Here is a 22,107-nt window from a genome sequence, read left to right on the forward strand (position 1 = left end):
GCGGCTGACGCGGGCTCGGTGTCAGGCGTCGAGGGCGCGCCGCGCGGCCGCCACGACCTCGGCATCGGTCACGAAGTGCGCCGAACCGTCGTCGGCCCCACCCATCGGGACCCCTGCATGGGCGCTGTCCGGCGCGGCACGCTTGGCCGACAGGTGCACGGCGGCGGCACCCGTTGCGACCAGCGCCCGGATGTCGGCGGGGGTGACGCCGGCACCGGCCATGACCTGCACCGGCCCGGCTGCGTCGACCATCCGGGCGATCGTGGCAGCGCCGGCTCCAGCGGTGGGCGCGCCACCGGAGGTCAGCACGCGCGTGAAGCCGAGCGCCGCGAGCGTGGCTGCTGCCGCGACGGGGTCCACCGCGTGGTCGATCGCCCGGTGCAGGGTGATCTCGGCGGTCGTGCTGACCGAGCGGGCGGCGTCGACGAAGCGGCGCAGGGCGTCCTCGTCGAGGGTCCGGTCCGGGCGCAGCGCACCGACGACGACGCCGGCGGCACCGGAGCGCAGGACCGTCCGGACCTCGCGCACCATGAGCTCGACCTCGTCGGGGGTGTGCACGAACCCGCCGGGGCGGCACCGGACCAGCGCGTGCGCCGGGATCCCGGTCTCGTGGGTCGTCTCGACCAGGGCCTGCGACGGGGTCAGCCCCCGAGCTCGAGCCCGACGCAGAGCTCGACCCGGTCGGCCCCGCCGTCCCGTGCGACGACCGCACCCTGCGGCGAGGTCACCGCGATCTCGAGTGCAACGGGCGAAGGGGTCATGCAGAGGCTCCGAGTGGCTGGTCCGAGGCCGGGATGATCCTGGCGGTCAGGTCCGGGGCCTCGGGGAACACTCGATCGTAGGGGAACATCGGCCGCTCGATCCTGTGGTGCCCGAGGCGCAGCAGGTCCTGGTCGACACCACCCGGGGTGAGCGCGAGCATCCAGTCGGCGGCCATGTCGAACAGCTCCGGCTCGAGGTACCCGATCTTCACCACGACGACGTCGGCCTGCCGTGGTGCCAGGTCGAGGTCGGTGAAGTCGTGCTCGTGGTGGTACGGCTTGCGCATCTTCGTCAGGATCGCGAAGACGCTGCCGACCTGCAGCACGACCTCGGTCTCGGCGTCGCGGTCGCCGTGCTTGATCGCGTGCACACGGCCGGTCATCGTGATCGGTCCGGCGTGCACGGCATCGACCGACGCACCTGCGGTCACCGTGACGGTCGCACCCACACCGGCCTCGACCGCGGTCGCCACGGCGGCAGCGCCGGGGATGCTCGCGTAGATCAGGGTGGGGCCGTCGGCGCTCGCGAAGGCAGGGTTCGCGAGCACCTGGGTCAGCCCCAGGTCATGTCGCCCGAGCCGCCCGCGGTGGGGTTGTCGCCGGAGTCGGACACGAAGTACGGGTGTGCGGCGCCGGGCGCGAGCGCGGCGGCGAGGCACTCGTCGAACGTGCCGGTGGGTGCGACGAACACGAAGTCCTCGCGGACGTCCCAGAAGGCACGGGCGAGGCGCTCGGCCCCGGCGGCCACGGCGGCCTCGTCCCACCCGGTGACGACGGTGACGGCCTGGTCGCGGGGCTGGTCCGCCCAGGCGTAGCCGACCCAGATCGCGGCGTCGAGCACGCCGTCGGTCTGCTCGACGAGCGGCACCTGGGCGTACAACGAGGCGGCGGGTTCGAGGCGGGTCGAGGTCTGCTCGCCGGGCAACAGGACGGGGATGGGGATCCAGGCCTTCACGGGGCGCTGCGCTCCGGCAGGACGCGTGGTGAGCACGTCGACCAGGTTCCGGACGGCACGTTCCTTGGTCTCCATGGCGTCCTCGTGCGGGGCCATCCGGTAGCAGGTGACGAGGTCGACCTGGTGGGCGAGCTCGCGCGTGACGTTGCCGTGCAGGTCCATCGAGGCCGACACGATGACGTCCGGGCCGATCACCGCACGGATCCGTCCGAGCAGGTCTGCCTCGGCGTCGTCGAGCCCCTCGACGACCATCGCGCCGTGGATGTCGTACCAGAGGCCGTCCACGTGCTCGGCGTCGACGATCGCGCGCAGTCGCGTGACGATCTCGGCCGCGAGCTCCTCGTACGACGCCCGGTCCACGATGCCGCCGGGCAGTGCGTGCCCGATGAGCGCCCCGCGGAAGTCCGCCGCGTCCGACATCGCGGACAGGAACGGGTACCGCGCCACGACCTCGTCGCCACGGTCCGGGTGGAACGCCGGCGCGTGGGTGCGGGTGGGCGTGAAGGTCGACGTCTCGATGGCCAGTCCGGCGATGGCGACGACCGGACGGCGGGCACCGGCAGGGTCGGCGGGGACGGCGGGGGTGGCGGACACGGTCTCAGACACGGACGCTCCTGTTCCTGGTGGTGGACTGCGGGATGGGGGTGGACAGTTCCTCGAGCGACGCGGCGAGGCCTCGCTGCAGCGCGAACTGCCCGGCACCGACGAGCCCGGCGTCGGCACCGAGCGACACCGGTTCGATGGCCAGGTGCTGCGTCATGAGCGGGTGGCAGCTCTCGTAGAGCTGACTGCGCACGGCCGCGATGAAGGGGTCGAGGGTGGAGAGGATGCCGCCCAGGTAGACGGCGTCCGGGTTGAAGAAGTTCACGTTGGCCGCGAGCACCTCGCCGAGGTACCGACCGGCCAGGCGCACGGCACGGGTGGCCTCGGGGTGCGCGTCCGAGGCGAGTCGGACGACGTCGGCGGTCGAGGAGACGTCGACCCCGGCGCTCGACAGGATCCGCACCAGGGCGGCTCCGGACGCGACGGTCTCGAGGCACCCGGTGTTCCCGCACGAGCACGGGGTGTCGCCGGCGGCGTCGATCCGCACGTGGGTGATGTCACCGGCCGAGCCCGTGGACCCGCGGTACAGGCGGCCGTCGATGACGATGCCCGCGCCGATCGCCGACCCGGCCTTGATCGTGATGGTCTGCCGGCGTCCCGGAGGCTGCACGCTCTGCTCGCCGGCGGCCATGCAGTTCGCGTCGTTGTCGACGATCGCCGGCAGGCCGAAGCGGTCGGACAGCCAGGCGGCCACCGGGAACCCGTTCCAGCCCGGCATCCGGCTCGGCAGGTCGACGACACCGGCCTCGACGTCGACGGGTCCGGGCAGACTGAGCCCGACCCCGCGCAGACCGGCGCGGCCACGGTCGTCGGCGAGCCGCTCGAGCAGGCCGGCCAACCGCTGCAGGCCCGCGGTCGGGCCGTCGGAGAGTGCGAACGGGACGTTCGCGACGGACTCGAGCGCGCCTCCCGGCAGCACGATCCCGACCCGTGCGTGCCCGCCGCCGACGTCCGCGGCGACCGCGTACTCGTCGACGCCGCCGATGCGGAGCACCTTGCGGGGGCGTCCGCCGGTCGAGACGTCGGTGCCCTCTTCCGCGAGGAGCCCGTGCGACAGCAGCTGGGTGACGACGTGCGACACCGTCGACGGAGCGGCGCCGAGCAGCGTGGCGATCTCGGTGCGACTCGACGCCTGACCCGACGCGACGAGTTCGAGGACGCGAGCAGAGAGGTCCGTCACGACTTTCTCCAATCCGGGGAAACGACGGTCGAACCGACCGAACACCCGGAGCCTAACCGGCGGTACGGCCCGTTCACCCTTTCGTCCAAACGGCAGAAACGCAGTTTTTACACGAAGATGTTTGTTTTTCCAACGGCTTTGGCCATTGACTGTGTCCGTGCCGCTCGGCACGCGTGCTCCACCTCCCCAGAACTCCCACGCACCAGGAGACACACATGACCAAGCCCCGCCGCTGGGCGCTCCTCACCGGAGCAGCGATCGCCGTGAGCGCCCTGCTCGCCGGATGTTCCGGGGCGGCTCCGCCACCTCGAACGCGAACCCGGACGAGATCGACTACGCCCTCCCCGCGAACTTCACGCCCAACTGGATCCTGCCGATCGGCACCGCCGCGCACCTCAACACGAACAACGGCTCCATCGCGCAGTCGCTGTACGAGCCGCTCGTCGCGTACGACGGTTCCACCGGCAAGATCGCGTGGAACAAGGACGGTTCCGTCGCCACGGACGCGAAGTTCGCCGACGACGGCAAGAGCGTCGAGATCACCCTCGGTGACCGGCACTGGTCCGACGGCGAGGCGATCACGAGCCGTGACGTCGAGTTCTGGTTCAACCTGATCAAGGCGAACAAGGACCAGTGGGGCTCGTACTCGAAGGGCAAGGCGCCGGACAACTGGACCGCTTTCAAGACCGTCGACGACACCCACTTCACGATCACGTTCGACAAGGCGTACAACTCGGACTGGATGCTCGCCAACCAGCTGAGCCACATCATCCCGCTGCCGCAGCACGCCTGGGACAAGACGAGCGCGAGCGCGAAGGTCACCGACGCCGACGAGACCACCGCCGGCGCGAAGCAGGTCTGGAAGTACCTGAACACCGCGGCCGGCAAGATCTCCGACTACGCCACCGACGACCTGTGGAAGACCATCTCCGGGCCCTACGGCGTCAAGACCTTCACCACGGCCGGCAAGGTCACCCTGACGGCGAACACGAAGTACGACGGTGGCGAGAAGCCCTCGATCACGACCGTCAACCTGCTGCCGTTCACGACGGCCGACGCCGAGGTGAACGCGGTCCGTTCCGGCGAGGTCGACTACGGCTACATCAACGCCACGGACATGGACCAGGAGTCGTCGTTCACGGCGAAGGGCTACGAGGTCGAGCCGTGGACCGGCTGGGCCATCACCTACATGCCGTACAACTTCAACAACCCGGACATGGGCGCCGTCTTCAAGCAGCTGTACGCCCGCCAGGCCGTGCAGATGTCGATCGACCAGAAGTCGCTGTCGAAGGTCGTCTTCAACGGCACCGCCACCTCGACCTACGGCCCGATCCCGCAGGCGCAGGAGTCGGACTACGTCTCCGACGTGCAGAAGGACAACCCGTACCCGTTCAGCACGTCGAAGGCCAAGGAGCTGCTGACCAGCCACGGTTGGGAGGAGCAGGGCGGCACGATGGTCTGCACCGACCCCGGAACGTCCGACAGCCAGTGCGGCGAGGGCGTGCAGGACGGCACGAAGTTCACCATGAACGTGCTGTCGCAGTCCGGTTCGACCGTGACCGACAACATGATGAGCGCGATCCAGTCCTCGCTCGCGAAGACCGGCATCGGCTTCACCATCAAGACCGCGCCGGTGTCGAGCGTCCTGTCACAGACCCCGACGTGCACGAGCGACGAGGCCAGCTGTGACTGGGACCTGTCGTTCTTCGGCACCGCGGGCAGCTGGTACTTCCCCGCCTACCCGACCGGTGAGTCGCTCTTCCAGACCGGTGGTTCGGCGAACTTCGGCAGCTACTCGAACAAGCAGGTCGACGACCTCATCGACGCGACCACCACCTCGACCGACGCCACCGCCGTGCAGGACTACAGCGCAGCGGTCGCGAAGGACCTGCCGGTGATCTGGCTGCCGAGCCCCGACTACCAGATCTCGGTCGTCAAGAAGGGCCTGTCCGGGTTCGACCAGGACTCGCTCGCCAACTTCCACCCGGCCCAGTGGAAGTGGACCAAGTAGGAACGTGACCACGGACGGGAGGCGCGGTGTGCGCCCGACGCGCACCGCGCCTCCCGTCCGCTCCGACGCAACAACCCAGACGACGGAAGCCGCATGACCACAGTCCTCTACCTCACCAGGCGCGTCCTGCAGGCGCTCGCGGTGATCCTCATCGTCACGATCGTGGTGTTCTGCCTGCTGCACGCGCTGCCCGGCGGACCCGCCCGCGGTGTCCTCGGCGTCTCCGCGACCCCCGCGCAGATCACCGCGTTCAACCAGGCGCAGGGACTCGACCAGGCCCTGCCGGTGCAGTACCTGCGGTTCCTCGGCCGCCTGCTCACCGGAGACCTCGGCACCTCGTACACGCTCAACGAACCGGTGTCACAGCTCATCGCCGAGCGCCTGCCGAAGACCCTCGTCCTCACCGGCATCTCCGCCGTCCTCGGCCTCGTCGTCGCGATCCCGGTCGGCATGCTCCAGGCCGCACGCCGCAACGGCGCGGTCGACTACGCCGCCACCGCGCTGGCCTTCGTCTTCTACTCGACACCGGCCTTCTTCCTCGGCCTCGTCCTGATCATCGTGTTCAGCCAGCAGCTACCGTGGCTGCCGTCGCAGGCGCCGAGTGGCAACACGCTCGCCGAGGTGTTCCAGGACCCCGCCGGGCTCGTCCTGCCCGTCGTCACCGGAGCGCTCGCGATGATCGCCGTGTTCAGCCGGTACATGCGGGCATCGACCCTCGAGAACCTGCAGGAGGACTACGTCCGCACCGCGCGCGCCGGTGGTGCCTCGACGATGACGATCCTGCGCCGGCACGTGTTCCGGAACTCGCTGACGCCCGTCGTCGCGATGCTCGGCTACTACCTGCCCGTGCTGTTCGGCGGTGCCCTCGTCACGGAGCAGCTGTTCAACTACCCCGGCATGGGGCTCCTGTTCTGGAACGCGGCGCAGTCGTCGGACTACCCGACGCTGCTCGGCTGCGTCCTCGTCATCTCCATCGCGACCGTCATCGGCACCCTGCTCGCCGACGTCGCCCAGTCCCTCATCGATCCCCGAGTGAAGGCGGACCGCGCATGAGCGCCACGTCAGTCATCGACACTGCGTCCACCCATGACGTGAAGGCGGACCGCGCATGAGCGCCGTACAACTGGCACCCGAAGCACCGGGCGCTCCCGTCACCGTCGCGGCCACCGGGTTCCGGCTCGCCGCCCGCCGGTTCCGCGGCAACACGCTCGCCGTGATCGGCCTGGCCGTGATCGTCGTCATCGTCCTGTTCTGCTTCGTCGGACCGTTCCTGTACCCGACCGACCAGACCCACACCCTGCTCGAGCAGGCCAACCAGGGACCGAGCGCGGCGCACTGGCTCGGCACCGACGCCGTCGGCCACGACGTGCTCGGCCGGCTGATGTACGGCGGCAAGGTCTCGCTCATGGTCGGCATCGCCGCCGGGGTCCTGGCCACCGTCGTCGGCACCCTCTGGGGTTCCGTCGCGGGCTACGTCGGCGGCTGGGTCGACGCGCTGATGATGCGCGTCGTCGACGCGGGCATCGCGATCCCGGCGCTGTTCATCCTGCTCGTCATCTCGGCCATCACGACCCCCGGTGTCGCCGGGCTCATCCTGATCCTCGGGTTGGTCTCGTGGCTGGTGCCGTCCCGCCTGATCCGCGCCGAGACCCTGACGCTGAAGAACCGCGACTACGTGCTCACCCTGCGCGCGATCGGCGGCTCGCACGCCCGGGCCATCGGCAAGCACCTGCTGCCGAACTCGGTGTCCACGATCGTCGTCGCCGCCACCTTCCAGGTCGCCGACGCGATCCTGCTCGTCGCCTACGTCTCGTACCTCGGGCTCGGCGTGCAGCCGCCCGCGACGGACTGGGGCGGCATGCTCTCGGCGGGACTCACCGCCGCGTACTCCGGACGCTGGTGGCTCATCGTGCCGCCGGGCCTGGCCGTGATCCTGATCGTCTGCGCGTTCAACGCCGTGGGCGACGGACTCCGGGACGCCTTCGACGTGAGGGGCCGCTGATGACCACCGAACCGATCCTGCGAACGACCGACCTCGGCGTCTCGTTCAGCACCGAGTCCGGCACCGTGTCGGCCGTCCGGGGCGTGTCCCTGACGGTCGCGCCGGGTGAGACGCTCGCCCTGGTCGGCGAGTCCGGCTCCGGCAAGTCCACGGTGGCGCTCGCCGCGATGGGCCTGCTCTCCGGCAACGCGACGGCGACGGGCAGCGCGCTCGTCGCCGGTCACGAGGTCGTCGGCGCGTCCGAGCCGTCGCTCCGTGCACTGCGGGGCTCGACCGTCTCGATGGTCTTCCAGGAGCCCGCGACGGCCCTCGACCCGCTCACCCGGGTCGGCGCGCAGATCGCCGAGGTGATCCGGAACCACCGCACGGTCACCGCCGCGCAGGCCGCGGACGAGGCCGTCGACCTGCTCCGTCGCGTCGGGATCCCGTCGCCGGAGCAGCGGGCACGGTCGTTCCCCTTCCAGCTGTCCGGCGGGCAACGCCAGCGCGTGGTGATCGCGATGGCGATCGCGAACTCGCCGAAGCTGCTCATCGCGGACGAGCCGACGACCGCCCTCGACGTGACCGTGCAGGCCGAGATCCTCGAACTGCTCCGGAAGCTCGCCGTCGACACCGGCACGGGCGTGCTGCTCGTGACGCACAACATGGGCGTCGTCGCGGACTTCGCGGACCGCGTCGCGGTCATGTTGCAGGGCGAGATCGTCGAGACCGGCAGCGTCGAGGACGTCCTGCTCCGTCCGGAGCACGAGTACACGAAGCGGCTGCTCGCCGCGGTGCCACGGCTCGACGTGGCGGGCGACCGTCCTGCCGCTCCCGTCGACACGCGGTCCGCTGACGCGGCAGCCGGGAGGCCCGGTGCGGCCCCGGTGGTCGACCTGCGGGACGTCACGGTGACGTTCGGGCGCGGGGCGCGCGCCGTCCACGCGTTGCAGGGGATCGACATCGCCGTGCACGCGGGCGAGACGGTCGGCCTGGTCGGCGAGTCCGGCTCCGGCAAGTCCACCGCGGCCCGGGTGGCGCTCGGGCTCGTCAAGCCGACGTCCGGCACGGTGTCGCTGTTCGGGCAGGACCTGCGCAGCGCCCGTGGTCGTGATCGACGGGCGCTCCGGTCCGGCGTCGGCGTCGTGCTGCAGGACCCGGTGGCCTCGCTCGACGCCCGGATGTCCGTGGCGGAGTGCATCGCCGAACCGCTCGCCGTGCACCGCCGTGGGATGTCGTCGGCGGACCGTCGTCGCCGGATCGACGAGGTGCTCGACGCCGTCCGGTTGCCGCGGTCGCTCGCGTCGCGTGCACCCCGCGAGCTCTCGGGCGGCCAGCGCCAGCGGGTCTCCCTCGCCCGTGCCCTGGTGCTCGAGCCGCGGTTGCTCGTCGCCGACGAACCGACCTCGGCGCTCGACGTCAGCGTGCAGGAGACCGTGCTCGAGGTCCTCGGCGAACTGCAGGACGACCTGGGCTTCGCGTGCCTGTTCGTCTCGCACGACCTGGCCGTCGTGCAGCACTTCGCCGAGCGCGTCGTGGTGATGCGCCAGGGCGTCGTCGAGGAGCAGGGCACCACCGGCACGACGCTGCTGCACCCCACGACCGACTACACCCGACGCCTGCTCGCCGCCGTCCCCGTGCCGGACCCCGTCCTGCAACGGCAGCGCCGGACCGAGCGCCTCGCCTCGCTCGCGGCGGTGACCGCGTGACCCGGGTGATCGCCGGCGTCGACGTCGGCGGCACGAACACCAAGGTCGTCCTGACGACCCCGGACCTCGAGGTCATCGACCGCGTCGACCTGCCGACGCCCGCCCACGCGGGCGGGGCGGCGATCGTGACGGCCGCCGTCGGGGCGGTGACGGGCCTGCTCGTCCGGCACCGGGCCTCCTTGACGGGTGTCGGGGTGGGCGCGGCCGGCGTGGTCGACGCGGCCACGGGCACCGTCCTGGTGACGGGCAACTCGTTCACCGGCTGGGCCGGTTACGGCGTGACCCGCGCGGTCAACGACGCCCTCGGCGTGCCGGCGACGCTCGACAACGACGTGAACGCGTTCCTGCTCGGCGAGATCGCCACCGGTGCCGTCGCGGGGGAGTCCGACGTGCTCGGGATGACCCTCGGCACCGGGGTCGGCGGTGCGTTCGTGCTCGGCGGACGGCTGTTCGCGGGGCCGCGCGGCGCCGCCGGCGAGATCGGCCACGTGCCGGGATTCGGCGACGCGCTGTGCACCTGCGGACAGGTCGGACACCTCGAGACCATCGCGGGCGCGCGGGGCATCGCCGACCGGTACGCCGAACGGTCCGGCCGGCGGCTGTCGGCGCGCGACGTCGCGGTCGCCGCGCGTGCCGGTGACACGGACGCCGCTGCCGTCTTCGAGGCCGCGGGCTGGGGGCTGGCGCGCGCCGCCCTGCTCACCGCCGGGATCCTCGACGTCACGACGATCGTGATCGGCGGCGGCATCGCGCGGTCGTGGGACCTGCTCGAACCGGCCATCACCGCGGCGATCGCGGTCGAGCCACCCGTCAGCGGTGCGACGATCCGGCTGGCGCAGTCGACCCTCGGGTCGGACGCCGTGGCGCTCGGCGCCGCGTCGCAGGTGCGGGCGTTGGTACCGGAGGCCGAGTCGGTCTAGGGCCTCGTGCGAGCGATTCCCCGGGAGCCGCCGGAGCGCTCCGGCGAACGTTTAGGGGACTCCGAGGGCAGAGCGGGCTGTGTCGCATGTCCGCCACCGACGCTGTGGCGATGTCTGGCACGTCGACCGCGAACCCCGTCCGATCCGCTCCCCGTCCGCCGCCTGCTCGCCCGACTCCGGTCGGTCGGCCGCAGTCGGGCTGACCGCGCACCGTGGGAACGCCCGGCGTTCGTCGGGCTGCTCGTGGCGACGGCGGTGTTGTACATCGTCGGTCTGGGGGTGAACGGTTGGGCGAACGCGTTCTACGCCGCCGCGGTCCAGGCCGGCAGCCAGAGTTGGGAAGCGTTCTTCTACGGTTCCTCCGATGCCGCGAACGCGATCACGGTCGACAAGCCGCCGGCGTTCCTCTGGGTGATCGGGATCTCGGTCCGGCTGTTCGGGTTGAACTCGTGGTCCATCCTGGTCCCCCAGGCGCTGATGGGCGTTGCGTCCGTGGCGATCCTGTACCGGATCGTCCGCCGACGTTTCACGGCGGGCGCCGCGCTGGTGGCCGGAGCGTCGCTCGCCGTGACCCCGGTGGCGACCCTCATGTTCCGGTACGACAACCCGGACGCACTCCTGACGCTCCTGATGGTCGGTGCCATCGCGCTGACCCTGCGCGGCGTCGAGTCCGGCCGGATGCGGTGGGTGGTCTGGGCCGGCGTGCTCGTCGGGCTGGGCTTCCTGACGAAGCAGCTCCAGGCGTTCCTGGTGCTCCCGCCCCTCGTCGGCGTCTACCTGTACGCATCGCCCCGACCGCTGGTCAGGCGCTTCGGGCACCTGCTCGCCGCCGCCGTGGCGGTCGTGGTGTCGGCGGGTTGGTGGGTCGCCATCGTGGAGCTCGTGCCGGCGTCGGCGCGGCCCTACATCGGCGGCTCGCAGACGAACAGCTTCCTCGAGCTCACGTTCGGGTACAACGGGCTCGGCCGGGTCACCGGTGACGAGGCCGGCAGCGTGGTGCCCGGTTCCGGGACGACGGGTGCGGGCTCGTGGGGGTCGACCGGTCTGACGCGGCTGTTCGGATCCGAGTTCGCCACCCAGATCACCTGGCTCATGCCGACGGCGCTGCTGCTCCTGGTCGTCGCCCTGGTGGCGGTCGGGTTCCGGACGCGGACGAACCCCGGGCTCGCGACCGTCCTCGTCCTCGGCGCCTCGCTGCTGACGACCGGTCTGGTGTTCAGCTTCATGGGCGGGATCTTCCACCCGTACTACACGATCGCACTCGCACCGTACATCGCCGGACTGGTCGGCATCGGCGCCGGCCTGCTCTGGCAACGTCGGACGGTCCTAAGCTGGCGGATCGTGGCGGCGGTCGCCGTGGCGGTGACGGGGGCGTGGTCGTTCCGGTTGCTCGACGAGACGTCCTCGTGGCAGCCCTGGATCCGGTGGGTCGTCCTCGCCGCGACGGTCGTCGGTGCCGTCCTCGTGCTCCTTCGGCCTCGTCGGCGGAGCGTCGCCACCGCCACCGTGGCGGCGGTGCTCGTCGCAGCGCTCCTCGGGCCCGCAGCGTTCTCGGTGCAGACGACGACCGTCGCGCACAGCGGAGCGCTCCCGTCGGCCGGTCCCTCGGTCGCGGGTGCCGTGGGTGGTGCCGGCGGGGGACCCGTCGGCGGCGCCCGGCCCGGTGGCGGTGGTGCGGGCGGCACCGCTCCGGGCGGCAACGGAGGCGCCCCCGGCGCGGGTACCGACGGCCCGGGGATGCGGCGCCGGGATCGAGCTCGGACGGCACGGTCCAGACCGGGCCGACCGGCGGTGGCGGTGGCGGTGGCGGTGGCGCGACGAACCTCCTCGGTGGGTCCACCGAGGTGTCACAGCAGGTGGTCACGGCGCTGTCCGCCGACGCCGCGGAGTACACGTGGGTCGCGGCGACGGTCGGCTCGAACAGCGCCGCGAGCTATCAGCTGGCGACGGGCGACCCGGTGATGGCGATCGGCGGGTACAACGGCACCGACCCCGCACCGACGCTCGCGCAGTTCCGGTCCGCGGTCGCCGCCGGCGAAGTCCACTGGTTCGTCGGTGGGTCGTCCACGGGGTCCGGATCGACGACCTCGTCGGACAGCACCGAAGCCGAGCAGATCACCGCCTGGGTCTCCGCGAACTTCGCGTCCCAGACCATCGACGGTGTCACCGTCTACGACCTGACCGCGTCGTCCTGACCCACGGTGCGCCACCGATACCGACGCCGACGCGTTCGCGTCGTCAGTTCCCCGGCTCGGTGATCCGCTCACCGGTCGTCGGGTCCCACCCGACCGTGCGGGGTTCGGCGGGGCGGTCGCGGCGCTCGGTCTTCGGGAAGAACCCTCGCGTGGACGGCAGGTAGCTCAGGACCGTCGCGGCGACGAGGGCGATCGGGTAGAGGAAGCCGGCGGCTCCCGCGCCGAGCACGAGCCCGACCACGGTGTTCACCACGGCGAAGCCGGCGACGATCGCGAGCCAGAGCCGTGCGGACGTCGATCCGCGGGCCATCCGGATCGCCAGCCAGACGAACAGGGCCGCGAAGGCGAGGCCGATGACGGAACCGACCAGTGCGACGGCGAGCCCACCGTCGGTGTTCACCACCGCGACGACCAGGAACCCGAGGCGGACGAGCACCACGGCGCACCAGATGCCGGACGCGATGGTGACGACGGTCGGGCGCGTCCTCCGCGCGGTGTTCGTGCTCATGTCGCTCCTTCGGTTTCCCGGTCGCCACGATCCTAGGGCGACCGGGTCCGTCGAAGTGCGGACTGGCGCGGCCCTCGAACGAGGGTCAGGATGCTGCCTAGTTGCACAGCGCAACGGGTCAGGTACTTCCCCGACAGAGGAGTCGTCATGAAGAAGTCCATCGCAGCCGCGTTCGCCGCCGCGGCCGTCATCACCGCGGGCGTGTTCGCCGCGTCACCCGCCTCGGCACTGCCGGCCAGCACGAAGGTCGTCGGCGGCGAGAAGGCCCCCACCACCTCGTGGGCGGTCCAGCTCGAAGCGTCGGGCGGCTCCATCCCGTCGGGCTACGTCAGCAACTGCACCGGCGAGCAGATCAACGCCTCGTGGATCCTCACCGCCCGTCACTGCATCGACGGCATCGGTGCGATGAACGTGTACCACTCCAACTCCACGACCAACCGGGGCACCGCCGTCGCCGTCGACCGCGTCAGCGCCTCGCCCGCGGGCGACATCGCACTCGTGCACCTGCGAACCGCCTACTCGCTGTCCACCTACGCCCCGCTCGACCTCACCGCGACCGCCAAGTCGAGCGGGACCGGCACCATCCAGGGCTACGGCCTGCGCGCGAACGCGACCCAGTCCGACGGGCTCTACCAGGCCACCGTCTCGCTCACCGGCGCGAGCACCGACGCCTACAGCGGTCGTGCCCAGCACCTCACCGGCGTGACCGGCGCCTCAAACCACGGCGACTCCGGCGGCCCCCTGCTCGTGAACGGCAAGGTCGTCGCCGTCTGCTCCACCGGTGACAGCGCCGACCCCGGTGCCGACACCAAGGCCGGCTCGAACTACGCCCTGCTGTCGCAGGCCTCGTCCTGGATCAAGACCACGGCGGGCGTCTGAACCAACAGGCGGACGGGAGGCCCGTGGCGACGTCGCCACGGGCCTCCCGTCCGCCATCAGCCGCGTCCAGAGCGGCTGGTCGCCCCCGCGCTGGGTCAGGAGTTGTCGATCACGCGGACGAAGTCGATCTTCATCTGCTGCGGGAACTGCGTCGTGCCGTCCGGGTACCCGGGCCAGCTGCCGCCGACGGCGAGGTTCAGCACGATGAAGAACGGCTTGTCGAAGACCCACGGGTTGCCACCCGTGTCGGCCGGCGTGACCGTCTTGTAGGCGACACCGTCGACCGACCAGGTGATCGATCCGGGCTTCCAATCGACCGCGAACGTGTGGAACGTGTCCGCGAACGACCACCCCTGTGGGTGCTGGTAGCTCGACGTGATGCCCTGGCCGCCGGAGTACCCGGGCCCATGGACCGTGCCATGCACCGTCGCCGGCTCGTACCCGACGTTCTCCATCACGTCGACCTCGCCGGAGTTCGGCCAGCCGACCTGGGGCAGGTCGGAGCCGAGCATCCAGAACGCCGGCCAGATGCCTTGGCCGCGCGGGATCTGGATCCGGGCCTCGACGCGGCCGTACCGGGGCGTGTACTTGCCCTGCGTCGTGAGTCGGGCGCTGGTGTACGAACCGTCGGCCTCGCGCTTCGCCGTGATGACCAGGTTGCCCTGCCCGTCGAGCGCCGAGTTGTCGCGCGAGTCCGTGTAGTCCTCGAGCTCGTTGTTGCCCCAGCCGCCGCCTCCGGTCTCGTTCGTCCAGGCCGATCGATCCGGTGCGCTGCCCGCGGCTCCGTCGAAGTCCTGCGACCAGACCACGTCGCCGCTCGCGGCGTTCGCGGGGTCCGCTCCCTGCAGGACGGGGCCCGCACCGAGTGCGAGGGCCGCCGCTCCGGCGACCGTGAGAGCGACCAGTCGCCGCTTCCGAGTGGTGTGCATCATCGGTCCTCCCGGGATCAGTTGTACGAGGCGACGCGGTTCGGGGCGGTGTTGCCAGCCGGTGTCGGCACCGCACCACCGACGCCGTTGATGACGCTCGAGATGGTGCCGGTGTCGCCGAGCGAGACCGTGACCAGGCCGTGCGCTCGGACGCCGGCGGTCTGCGGGACCTCGAACGCGCGGTCGGCGTGCACCGCGGGGTTCGTGTTGAAGAAGCAGTAGACGCCGCCGCCCCAGATCTCGTGGCTCGTCACGTTCGCGGCGACCTTGTACGCGGCGTAGCCGGCGCCCGTCGGGCTCTGCCACGAGGCGTTGTCGGGCACGTCGTAGGGCATCTCGTTCTGGAAGAAGATCGTCTTGCCGTTGTTGCCGTTCCACTGCACTTCGTACTTCTGGTAGTGCTCGACGAACAGCCCGGTGGCGAGGACGTCGTTGCCGTTCACCTCGACGCCGGTCGCGCCGGTGTTCACGGTCCATCCGGTCGGCGCGCCGCCGTGGTCCGCGCGCCAGGCCCAGATGTGGTCGATGAGCGTGTCGTCGGCGTTCACCTGCAGCGTGGTCGAGGCCTTGCCCTGCACGCTCGAGCCGACGCGGAAGAAGACGTCCTGGATGCTCTGCGGGTCGCCGGCGTGGTCGACGTGCGACCCGGACGTGCCGAGGCGGACGAGCTGCGCGCTGTTCTGGGTCCCGGCATCGACGACGAGGTTCGAGACGTTCACCCCGGCGACGTCGGTCGAGGTCAGGACGGCGTTGCCCTTGGTCGGCACGAGCGTCGGGAACCCGATGCCCGTCACGACGGTGTCCGCCCGGGTGACGTTGATCGCCGCGTCGAGCTGGTAGGTACCCGGGGTGAAGAACAGGTTCAGCCCCTGGGCCAGCGCGCCGTTGATCGTCGCCGCCGAGTCGCCCGGGTGGGCGACGTAGAAGTTCCGCATCGGGATGTCGGTGCCGCCGGTGTTCGGCCACGTGACGCCGCTCGAGTTCTGCCGCAGCGACGGGACGAACACGTGGTACTTGTTCGACGAGTCGACGTACAGGTACGGCTTCTCCCGTGTCGTCGGGGTGGTAGCGAGCGTGGTGTAGCTCTTCGAGAAGTCGTTCGCCGGGGCGCCGTTCACGCCCGAGAACGTCATGTTCCAGTTGCCGCCCTGCCACGAACCGATCGTCGAGTTCCGGGTGTACCACTGCTGCTGCGACCCGGACGTCACGGTGCCGTCGACCTTGGTGTCGGCGATGTAGCCGCCTGACGAGTACCCCTGGCCACCGTCCTGGTTCGACGGTCCCATCGTCAGGTTCCCCTTGATGTGCACCCGACGCATCGGCGCGGCCTGCGAGACCGCCCACCGGTCGGTGCCGCCCTCTGGCACGATCGCCACGTTCTCGACCGACCGCCAGAAGTTCTGCGTCGCGTTCTTCTCGTCCCCGGCGTTCCATCCGGAATCGACGTTCACGGCACCGTTGATGGTCACGTCGTCGGGGTTCTTCCCCAGACCGGCGACCGATGTGTAGAAGCCCAGGTTCGCCCAGACGCGGCCGTAGTTGCCGGGCTTGAACAGGAACGCGTACCGCTGCGTGCCGAACTGCGCGCTCGTGCTGCGGAGCTGACCGGTGAAGGCGGCGTCGACGTCGGCCTGGATGGTCGACGCGGGCACCGAGGGGTCGTAGATCTTGACGTTGCTCCCGAAGTCCGGGGTGTCGCTCGTCGTGACCGCCTGGGCGGAGATCGCGGGGACGAGGGCCCCCACGACACCGGCGCTCAACGCGATCGCGACGAGTTGCTTCATCCGTCGTTGCATGATGCTCGATTCGTCATCGTGCGGCGTCGTTGCCACACGGAACAGACCGTAGACCTGTCGGAGCGCGCAGACAGTCGGACGAAATGGGGACCAGTGGCGGTCCCTGTTCGCAGCGGACCGACCCCGGCGCACGACGCTGAACGCGCGTCCACGCGCGACGACGACAGTGGAACGCATGAGCCAGTACGACAAGCGCGACCCGAACACCCTCTACCCGGCCCCGCCGTACCCGGAGCAGGAGCAGTCGCTGCCGGGTGCCGCGTGGAAGATGGACCCGAAGCCCGACCACGGTGAGGAGAGCTACGTCGGCCGGGAGCGGCTGACCGGCTACCGCGGCATCATCACCGGCGCCGACTCCGGCATCGGTCGCGCCGCCGCCATCGCCCTCTCGCGTGAGGGCGCCGACCTGGTGCTGTCCTACCTGCCGGACGAGCAGGAGGACGCCGAAGAGGTCCGCGACCTGCTCGAGTCAGAGGGACGTCGCGCCGTGCTCTTCCCCGGGGACATCTCCGACGAGCAGTACTGCACGGACCTGGTGCAGAAGGGCGTCGACGAGTTCGGCGGTCTCGACACCCTGGTCATGGTCGCCGGCCGCATGGACAGCAACGAGGACATCCTGACCCTCGACACGTCGATGTTCGACTCGACGTTCAAGACCAACATCTACTCGCTGTTCTGGCTGACCAAGGCAGCGGTGCCGCACCTCGAACCCGGCTCCACCATCGTGACGACCGGTTCGATCCAGGCGTCGACGCCCTCGGCCGACAAGATCGACTACGCCGTGTCGAAGGGCGCGATCAAGCTCTTCACCGAGGCCGTCGCCCAGCAGCTCGCACCGAAGGGCATCCGCGTGAACTCCGTCGCCCCCGGACCGGTGTGGACGCCGCTGCAGCCGGGCTCCGACGACGCCGAGACGGTGTCGCACTTCGGCGAGACCTCGCCGTTCGGCCGCCCCGGACAGCCCGCCGAGCTCGGTGCCGCGTACGTGCACCTGGTGAGCCCGGAGTCGAGCTACCAGTCCGGTTCCACGATCACGATCGCCGGCGGAACGCCCGCGTTCTGATCGGCGTCGTGACGGACGAGGAGACCACGTGTCAGCAGTGACGCACACCGTGCTGGTCGAGTGGGACGGAACGGACCGGTCGTCAGAGGCCGACGCCCTGTCCCGCGAGCACCTACCGCGGATCGACGGTGTCGAGTCCGTGCAATCGGGGACGAGCGTGAGCACCGAGGGGCTCGAGGGCGAGTTCCAGTGGATGCTCGTGGTGCGGTTCCGCGATCGGGCAGCGCTCGCCGGCTACCTGCCGCACCCGGAGCACCGTCCGGTGGCCGAGTTCATCGGCGGGGCGAGTGCCCGGGTCGTGGTGTTCGACGTCGAGGACGCCGCGTAGCCGGACGCGCTCACTCCACCAACGACTGCGTCCCGAGCACGATCGCCAGCGCCAACCGCTCGGCGTCCACCGACCCCGGCACCGCCGTGTACGCCAGGATCCGCAGGTCCTCGGGCCCGACCACCAGGGTGTCGCAGTCGAGCGTGATGAGCCCGACGTCGGGGTGGTCGATCACCTTGCGGCGGGCCGTCTCGCCCAGGGTCGTCGCACCCGAGTCCCACAGCTCGACGAATCGCGGGCTCGCCGCCCGCAGGTCGCGCACGAGCTGCTGCAACTGCCGGTCGAGCGGGTAGCGGGCCGCGGTCATGCGGAGTCCGGCGACCAGGTTCTCCTCGAACGCCGCCTGTTCCGCGGGTGTGTGCACGGCGCGGCTGCCGGCACCGACCAGGTGCCGCCATGCGGTGTTCCGCTCGTTCCCGCGCATCCCGCCGATCGGCCCCATCAGGGCTTCGTGCGGAGTGTTGGTCACGAGCAGGTTCCCGGCGGCGTCGAGCACCGCGACCGGGGTGTCCGCCAGTCGGTCGAGCAGCCGCTGCACGCTCGGCGGGATCCGCGACGGCACGACGTCCGCGCCCGGGGCCGCGTGCCCGGCGAGCCGGTACAGCAGCTCGCGTTCGGCATCCGAGACCCGGAGGGCACGTGTCAGGGCCTCGACCACCTGGGCGGACGGCGACGTTGCGCGTCCCTGCTCCAAGCGGGTCAGGTAGTCGGCGGAGATCCCCGCGAGGCCCGCGAGTTCCTCGCGCCGCAGCCCCGCCGCCCGACGGCGCGGCCCGACGGTCATGCCGGCGGCCGCGGGGGTGACGTGGTCGCGGAGCCGTCGCAGGGTGTGCCCGAAGTCCGTGTCCGCCATGCCACCAGTCTGCGCGCACGTCGCGGCCGCGTCCTGGCCCCGCCAGTCCTACGACAACCGGGCGACTCCCTGCCGACTGCGTCGAGCGTGACGCTGGACCCATGACAACGACACTCATCACCGGCGCCACCCGTGGCCTCGGCAAGGAAACCGCCCGCCAGCTCGTCGCTGCCGGCCACACCGTCTGGATCGGCGCTCGCGACGCCGACCAGGGAGCGGCCGTCGCCGCCGAGATCGGCGCACGCTCCGTCCAGCTCGACGTCCGCGACGACGACTCGGTCGCCGCAGCCTTCGCGCACATCGACGCGAACGGCGGCCTGGACGTCCTGGTCAACAACGCCGGCATCGCGATGTGGGGTCTGAACGGGCCGGACGCGCTCGCCGTCTTCGACACGAACGCCGTCGGCATCGTCCGCACGACCGAGGCCGCGCTGCCGATCCTGCGCCGGTCGGAGCGCCCCTCGTCGTCAACGTCGGGAGCGCGCTCGGCTCGTTCACGGCGGTCCACGACCCGGACAGCGCGGCGTCGACCGTGCAGGCCGCGGTCTACGGCGCGAGCAAGTCGGCCGTCTCGATGCTCACGGTGCAGTACGCCCGCATCGCACCCGAGGTGCGCTTCGTGGTCCTCGAGCCCGGCTACACGGCGACCGAGCTCGGCGGGGTGCCGAACCCGCACGGTCGCCCCGTCGAGGTGAGCGCGGCGACCGTCGCGGCCGCCGCGAGCGTGGGCCCGGAGGGCCCGACCGGCGTGTTCCTGGAGGACGGCCAGCCGCTCGGGTGGTGACGTCGTGACGGACTGGAGGCACGGTGCCAGCTGGCACCGTGCCTCCCGTCCGCCGTGCGGTCGCGTCTACAGCAGCTGGCGCGCGTTGGTCGACGCGAGGTCCAGCAGCTCGTCGCCGCGTCCGGACAACACCGTGCGGATGGCGTAGAGCGTGAAGCCCTTCGCCTGCTCGAGCGTGACCGCCGGGGGCATCGACAGCTCCTGCCGGTTCGCGCGCACCGAAACGAGCGCGGGGCCGTCGTGCGCGAGCGCGGCGGCCATCGCGTCCTCGAAGTCGTCGGACACGTCGACCTTGAAGCCCTTGATGCCGATCGCCTCGGCGACCGCGGCGAAGTCCGGGTTCTGCAGCTCCGTGCCGTAGTTCACGAACCCGGCGGCCTTCATCTCGAGCTCGACGAAGTTCAGCGACGAGTTGTCGAACACGACGATCTTCACCGGCAGCTTGTTCTGCACGATCGTGATGAGCTCGCCGAGCAGCATCGTCAGGCCGCCGTCACCCGCGAGGGCGATCACCTGGCGGTCCGGGAACGCCGTCTGCGCACCGATCGCCTGCGGGACGGCGTTCGCCATCGTGCCGTGCACGAACGAGCCGATCAGACGACGCTTGCCGTTCATCGTGAGGTAGCGCGACGCCCACACGACGGGGGAGCCGACGTCCGGGATGAACACGGCGTCGTCTGCAGCGATCCGGTCGAGCACACGAGCGACGTACTGCGGGTGCAGCGGCTTCTTCCGGCCGGCTGGGACGGCCAGGTCGTCGAGCTTCTCGCGGGTCTTCCGGTAGTGCTTCAGGGCGTTGTCGAGGTGCGTCGTCGGGTGCGAACCGGTCAGCAGCGGGATGAGCGCGAGCGCGGTGTCCTTCACGGTGCCGACCAGGCCGATGTCGACGGGGTGCCGCCGGCCGAGCTGCGACCCGCGGATGTCGACCTGCACGTGCTTCGCCTTGGCGGGGAAGAACTGCTGGTACGGGAAGTCGGTGCCGAGCATGAGCACGACGTCGGCGTCCTCCATCGCGCGGTACCCGGACGCGAAGCCGAGCAGGCCCGTCATGCCGACGTCGTAGGGGTTGTCCCACTCGATGTGCTCCTTGCCGCGCAGGGCGTGCACGATCGGGGCCTGCAGACGCTCGGCCAGCGCGATGACCTCGTCGTGCGCCCCGGCGACGCCGGCACCGGCCAGGATCGTGACCTTGTCGGCGCCGTTCAGCAGCTCGGCGGTGCGGAGCAGCTCGGCCTCGCTCGGCACGATGCGGGGCGTCGTGCGCTCGATGCGGGTGGTGCGGTCGTCCTTCGCCTCGGCGAGCAGGACGTCGCCGGGGATCACGAGCACCGCGACCCCGCGCTTCTCGACGGCCTCGCGCATCGCGATCTCGAGCAGGCGGGGCATCTGGGTCGGGTCGGCGACGTACTCGACGTAGACCGAGCACTCGCGGAACAGCTCCTGCGGGTGGGTCTCCTGGAAGTAGCCGGAACCGATCTCGGCGGTGGGGATGTGCGCGGCGATCGCGAGGACCGGGACGCGCGACCGGTTGGCGTCGAACAGGCCGTTGACCAGGTGCAGGTTGCCGGGGCCGCAGCTGCCGGCGCAGACCGCGAGCTCGCCGGTCAGTTCGGCCTCGGCGCTCGCGGCGAAGGCGGCGGCCTCCTCGTGGCGGACGTGCTCCCACCGGATCGTGCCGTCCTTGCGCAGCGCATCGGTGAAGCCGTTGAGGGAGTCCCCCGGCAGGCCGTAGACGCGGGCGACGTCGTTCTTGCGGAGGGTGGCGACGATGTTCTCGGCAACGGTTGGCATGCCTCCTGTCTACTCGCGGGCGGCTGCGCTGAGTGCTTTCAGAGGCTCGCGGGGCCCTCGGTCGGAGTCCGGGCTGGGACGATGGTCGGATGACCGACGCGCCGCTGCTCCGCCCCCGCCGACCGGAGTCCGACGGCACCGGGATCCTCGAGCCGTCGCCGTACCCGCTCGTCTCCGTCGCGATCGCGGTCATCGCCGTGGTCGTCATCACGCTCGTCGGGTTCGCCCTCGGCACGGTCGACCTCGGACTGTCGAAGGCTCTGAACGCCCTGCACACCGGCGCGATCGGGGCGTTCACCACCGCCGTCTACCACGTCATCAGTCCGGGTCCGGCGATCGGGATCACCGTCGTCGTCGTGGCCGTGATCTGGTGGCGCACCCGGAGTCTCCGCCCGGCCCTGGCCTTCGGCGGCACGATCGCCATCACGTGGGTGCCGTCCGCGGTCGTGAAGGAGATCGTCCACCGCGCCAGGCCCGACGTCGCCGTGCTGCCGCACCCGTTCCCCGTGCAGCCCGACCCCGGGTACCCGAGCGGGCACACCGTCTACATCACGGCGTTCGTGATCGCGCTGATCTGGCTGTTGCGCGAGACCCGGTGGCACCGGCTCGCACGCACGCTCGGGGTCGTCGCGATCGTGGTGGTGTTCTTCTCGGTGTCGATCGACGCGGTGCACTACCCGACCGACGCGGTGGCCTCGATCCTGTGGGCGCTCGCCGTGGCCCCGGGGGTGCGGGTGGTGTGGGTCGACTGGCTCATGCCGCGGATCCCGTTCCTGCGGGGGCGGTAGTCGACGGGGCTGCCGACTCGGAACGACTTCCTCGTTGTCGTGCGACGTCGATGAAGTCGTTCCGGGTCGACCC

General features: G+C 71.0%; 20 protein-coding genes and 1 pseudogene. 12 read left to right on the forward strand and 9 right to left on the reverse strand.

Annotated elements, in window-relative coordinates:
- Positions 1-21: 21 nt before the first annotated feature.
- From JN350_RS03945 to JN350_RS03955, 4 genes and pseudogenes are all read right to left on the reverse strand, one after another.
- Positions 22-669: a copper homeostasis protein CutC gene (locus tag JN350_RS03945; RefSeq protein ID WP_461964359.1), complete on the reverse strand. Its 648-nt coding sequence runs from the start codon at positions 667-669 to the stop codon at positions 22-24.
- Positions 642-761 carry a copper homeostasis protein CutC gene (locus tag JN350_RS20055; protein ID WP_275898014.1) on the reverse strand — a complete coding sequence of 40 codons (120 nt, stop codon included), beginning with the start codon at positions 759-761 and terminating at the stop codon, positions 642-644. The genes JN350_RS03945 and JN350_RS20055 overlap by 28 nt, the downstream gene beginning before the upstream one ends.
- Positions 758-2,322: pseudogene (locus JN350_RS03950) on the reverse strand (M81 family metallopeptidase). The gene JN350_RS20055 and the pseudogene JN350_RS03950 overlap by 4 nt, the downstream one beginning before the upstream one ends.
- Entirely contained in the window at positions 2,315-3,499 is a 1,185-nt protein-coding gene (locus tag JN350_RS03955; RefSeq protein ID WP_205463619.1) for an ROK family transcriptional regulator, read from the reverse strand. Before JN350_RS03955 ends, JN350_RS03950 begins: the two are co-directional and overlap by 8 nt.
- A gap of 283 nt (positions 3,500-3,782) precedes the next feature.
- Here JN350_RS03955 and JN350_RS03960 point away from each other — a divergent pair, with 283 nt between their 5' ends.
- From JN350_RS03960 to JN350_RS18955, 7 genes are all read left to right on the forward strand, one after another.
- Positions 3,783-5,510 carry a peptide ABC transporter substrate-binding protein gene (locus JN350_RS03960; RefSeq protein WP_240347530.1) on the forward strand — a complete coding sequence of 576 codons (1,728 nt, stop codon included), beginning with the start codon at positions 3,783-3,785 and terminating at the stop codon, positions 5,508-5,510.
- A gap of 93 nt (positions 5,511-5,603) precedes the next feature.
- Positions 5,604-6,563 carry an ABC transporter permease gene (locus tag JN350_RS03965; RefSeq protein ID WP_205463620.1) on the forward strand — a complete coding sequence of 320 codons (960 nt, stop codon included), beginning with the start codon at positions 5,604-5,606 and terminating at the stop codon, positions 6,561-6,563.
- Positions 6,564-6,618: 55 nt separating this feature from the next.
- Positions 6,619-7,512 (forward strand): ABC transporter permease, encoded by an 894-nt coding sequence (locus JN350_RS03970; RefSeq protein WP_111085912.1) that lies wholly within the window; start codon positions 6,619-6,621, stop codon positions 7,510-7,512.
- Entirely contained in the window at positions 7,512-9,200 is a 1,689-nt protein-coding gene (locus JN350_RS03975) for a dipeptide ABC transporter ATP-binding protein (protein WP_205463621.1), read from the forward strand. The genes JN350_RS03970 and JN350_RS03975 overlap by 1 nt, the downstream gene beginning before the upstream one ends.
- A complete protein-coding gene (locus tag JN350_RS03980; RefSeq protein WP_205463622.1) occupies positions 9,197-10,120 on the forward strand; it encodes an ROK family protein in 924 nt (307 codons plus the stop codon). Before JN350_RS03975 ends, JN350_RS03980 begins: the two co-directional genes overlap by 4 nt.
- A gap of 255 nt (positions 10,121-10,375) precedes the next feature.
- On the forward strand, positions 10,376-12,082 hold the full coding sequence (locus JN350_RS03985; protein WP_240347531.1) for a glycosyltransferase family 39 protein: 1,707 nt from the start codon (positions 10,376-10,378) through the stop codon (positions 12,080-12,082).
- A complete protein-coding gene (locus JN350_RS18955) occupies positions 11,977-12,315 on the forward strand; it encodes a mannosyltransferase YkcB-related protein (protein WP_461963723.1) in 339 nt (112 codons plus the stop codon). The genes JN350_RS03985 and JN350_RS18955 overlap by 106 nt, the downstream gene beginning before the upstream one ends.
- Positions 12,316-12,358: 43 nt before the next feature.
- Here JN350_RS18955 and JN350_RS03990 read toward each other — a convergent pair whose 3' ends face one another.
- Entirely contained in the window at positions 12,359-12,823 is a 465-nt protein-coding gene (locus JN350_RS03990) for a hypothetical protein (protein ID WP_205463623.1), read from the reverse strand.
- Between the two features lie 147 nt (positions 12,824-12,970).
- On the opposite strand from JN350_RS03990, the gene JN350_RS03995 reads away from it, so the two are divergent.
- Positions 12,971-13,702, forward strand: coding sequence for a S1 family peptidase (locus JN350_RS03995; protein ID WP_111085905.1), 732 nt, complete (start codon positions 12,971-12,973; stop codon positions 13,700-13,702).
- A gap of 95 nt (positions 13,703-13,797) precedes the next feature.
- Here JN350_RS03995 and JN350_RS04000 read toward each other — a convergent pair whose 3' ends face one another.
- The gene (locus JN350_RS04000; protein ID WP_240347533.1) at positions 13,798-14,634 is read right to left on the reverse strand and encodes a glycoside hydrolase family 16 protein; all 837 of its coding nucleotides are present in this window, start codon (positions 14,632-14,634) and stop codon (positions 13,798-13,800) included.
- Between the two features lie 14 nt (positions 14,635-14,648).
- The gene (locus JN350_RS04005) at positions 14,649-16,415 is read right to left on the reverse strand and encodes a hypothetical protein (protein WP_194673814.1); all 1,767 of its coding nucleotides are present in this window, start codon (positions 16,413-16,415) and stop codon (positions 14,649-14,651) included.
- Positions 16,416-16,602: 187 nt separating this feature from the next.
- On the opposite strand from JN350_RS04005, the gene JN350_RS04010 reads away from it, so the two are divergent.
- Together JN350_RS04010 and JN350_RS04015 are read left to right on the forward strand one after the other, a co-directional pair.
- Positions 16,603-17,490, forward strand: a complete 888-nt coding sequence (locus JN350_RS04010; RefSeq protein ID WP_205463624.1) for an SDR family oxidoreductase — start codon at positions 16,603-16,605, stop codon at positions 17,488-17,490.
- A 28-nt stretch (positions 17,491-17,518) separates the two neighbouring features.
- Positions 17,519-17,818: a Dabb family protein gene (locus JN350_RS04015; RefSeq protein WP_205463625.1), complete on the forward strand. Its 300-nt coding sequence runs from the start codon at positions 17,519-17,521 to the stop codon at positions 17,816-17,818.
- 10 nt (positions 17,819-17,828) lie between these two features.
- Here the strand turns inward: JN350_RS04015 and JN350_RS04020 are convergent, their stop codons facing one another.
- A complete protein-coding gene (locus tag JN350_RS04020) occupies positions 17,829-18,671 on the reverse strand; it encodes a helix-turn-helix transcriptional regulator (protein ID WP_205463626.1) in 843 nt (280 codons plus the stop codon).
- A gap of 101 nt (positions 18,672-18,772) precedes the next feature.
- Here JN350_RS04020 and JN350_RS04025 point away from each other — a divergent pair, with 101 nt between their 5' ends.
- Positions 18,773-19,366, forward strand: coding sequence for an SDR family NAD(P)-dependent oxidoreductase (locus tag JN350_RS04025; RefSeq protein WP_461963732.1), 594 nt, complete (start codon positions 18,773-18,775; stop codon positions 19,364-19,366).
- 155 nt (positions 19,367-19,521) lie between these two features.
- On the opposite strand, the gene poxB is transcribed toward JN350_RS04025, so the two are convergent.
- Entirely contained in the window at positions 19,522-21,246 is a 1,725-nt protein-coding gene (gene poxB / locus JN350_RS04030; RefSeq protein WP_205463627.1) for a ubiquinone-dependent pyruvate dehydrogenase, read from the reverse strand.
- An 89-nt stretch (positions 21,247-21,335) separates the two neighbouring features.
- On the opposite strand from poxB, the gene JN350_RS04035 reads away from it, so the two are divergent.
- Positions 21,336-22,034 (forward strand): phosphatase PAP2 family protein, encoded by a 699-nt coding sequence (locus tag JN350_RS04035; protein WP_194648962.1) that lies wholly within the window; start codon positions 21,336-21,338, stop codon positions 22,032-22,034.
- Positions 22,035-22,107: the final 73 nt, after the last annotated feature.

The sequence above is a fragment of the Curtobacterium sp. 24E2 genome, from assembly GCF_016925595.1.
In the GTDB taxonomy this organism is placed as follows: Bacteria; Actinomycetota; Actinomycetes; order Actinomycetales; family Microbacteriaceae; genus Curtobacterium.

Excerpts from the sequence above, each read along its gene's own strand:
- JN350_RS03965 (WP_205463620.1), top strand. The coding sequence starts at position 5,604 with ATGACCACAGTCCTCTACCTCACCAGGCGCGTCCTGCAGGCGCTCGCG.
- JN350_RS03975 (WP_205463621.1), top strand. The coding sequence starts at position 7,512 with ATGACCACCGAACCGATCCTGCGAACGACCGACCTCGGCGTCTCGTTC.
- JN350_RS04005 (WP_194673814.1), bottom strand. The coding sequence starts at position 16,415 with ATGAAGCAACTCGTCGCGATCGCGTTGAGCGCCGGTGTCGTGGGGGCC.
- JN350_RS03995 (WP_111085905.1), top strand. The coding sequence starts at position 12,971 with ATGAAGAAGTCCATCGCAGCCGCGTTCGCCGCCGCGGCCGTCATCACC.
- JN350_RS20055 (WP_275898014.1), bottom strand. The coding sequence starts at position 761 with ATGACCCCTTCGCCCGTTGCACTCGAGATCGCGGTGACCTCGCCGCAG.
- JN350_RS04020 (WP_205463626.1), bottom strand. The coding sequence starts at position 18,671 with ATGGCGGACACGGACTTCGGGCACACCCTGCGACGGCTCCGCGACCAC.
- JN350_RS03970 (WP_111085912.1), top strand. The coding sequence starts at position 6,619 with ATGAGCGCCGTACAACTGGCACCCGAAGCACCGGGCGCTCCCGTCACC.
- JN350_RS04010 (WP_205463624.1), top strand. The coding sequence starts at position 16,603 with ATGAGCCAGTACGACAAGCGCGACCCGAACACCCTCTACCCGGCCCCG.
- JN350_RS04025 (WP_461963732.1), top strand. The coding sequence starts at position 18,773 with ATGACAACGACACTCATCACCGGCGCCACCCGTGGCCTCGGCAAGGAA.
- JN350_RS03990 (WP_205463623.1), bottom strand. The coding sequence starts at position 12,823 with ATGAGCACGAACACCGCGCGGAGGACGCGCCCGACCGTCGTCACCATC.
- JN350_RS04000 (WP_240347533.1), bottom strand. The coding sequence starts at position 14,634 with ATGATGCACACCACTCGGAAGCGGCGACTGGTCGCTCTCACGGTCGCC.
- poxB (WP_205463627.1), bottom strand. The coding sequence starts at position 21,246 with ATGCCAACCGTTGCCGAGAACATCGTCGCCACCCTCCGCAAGAACGAC.
- JN350_RS03960 (WP_240347530.1), top strand. The coding sequence starts at position 3,783 with ATGTTCCGGGGCGGCTCCGCCACCTCGAACGCGAACCCGGACGAGATC.
- JN350_RS04035 (WP_194648962.1), top strand. The coding sequence starts at position 21,336 with ATGACCGACGCGCCGCTGCTCCGCCCCCGCCGACCGGAGTCCGACGGC.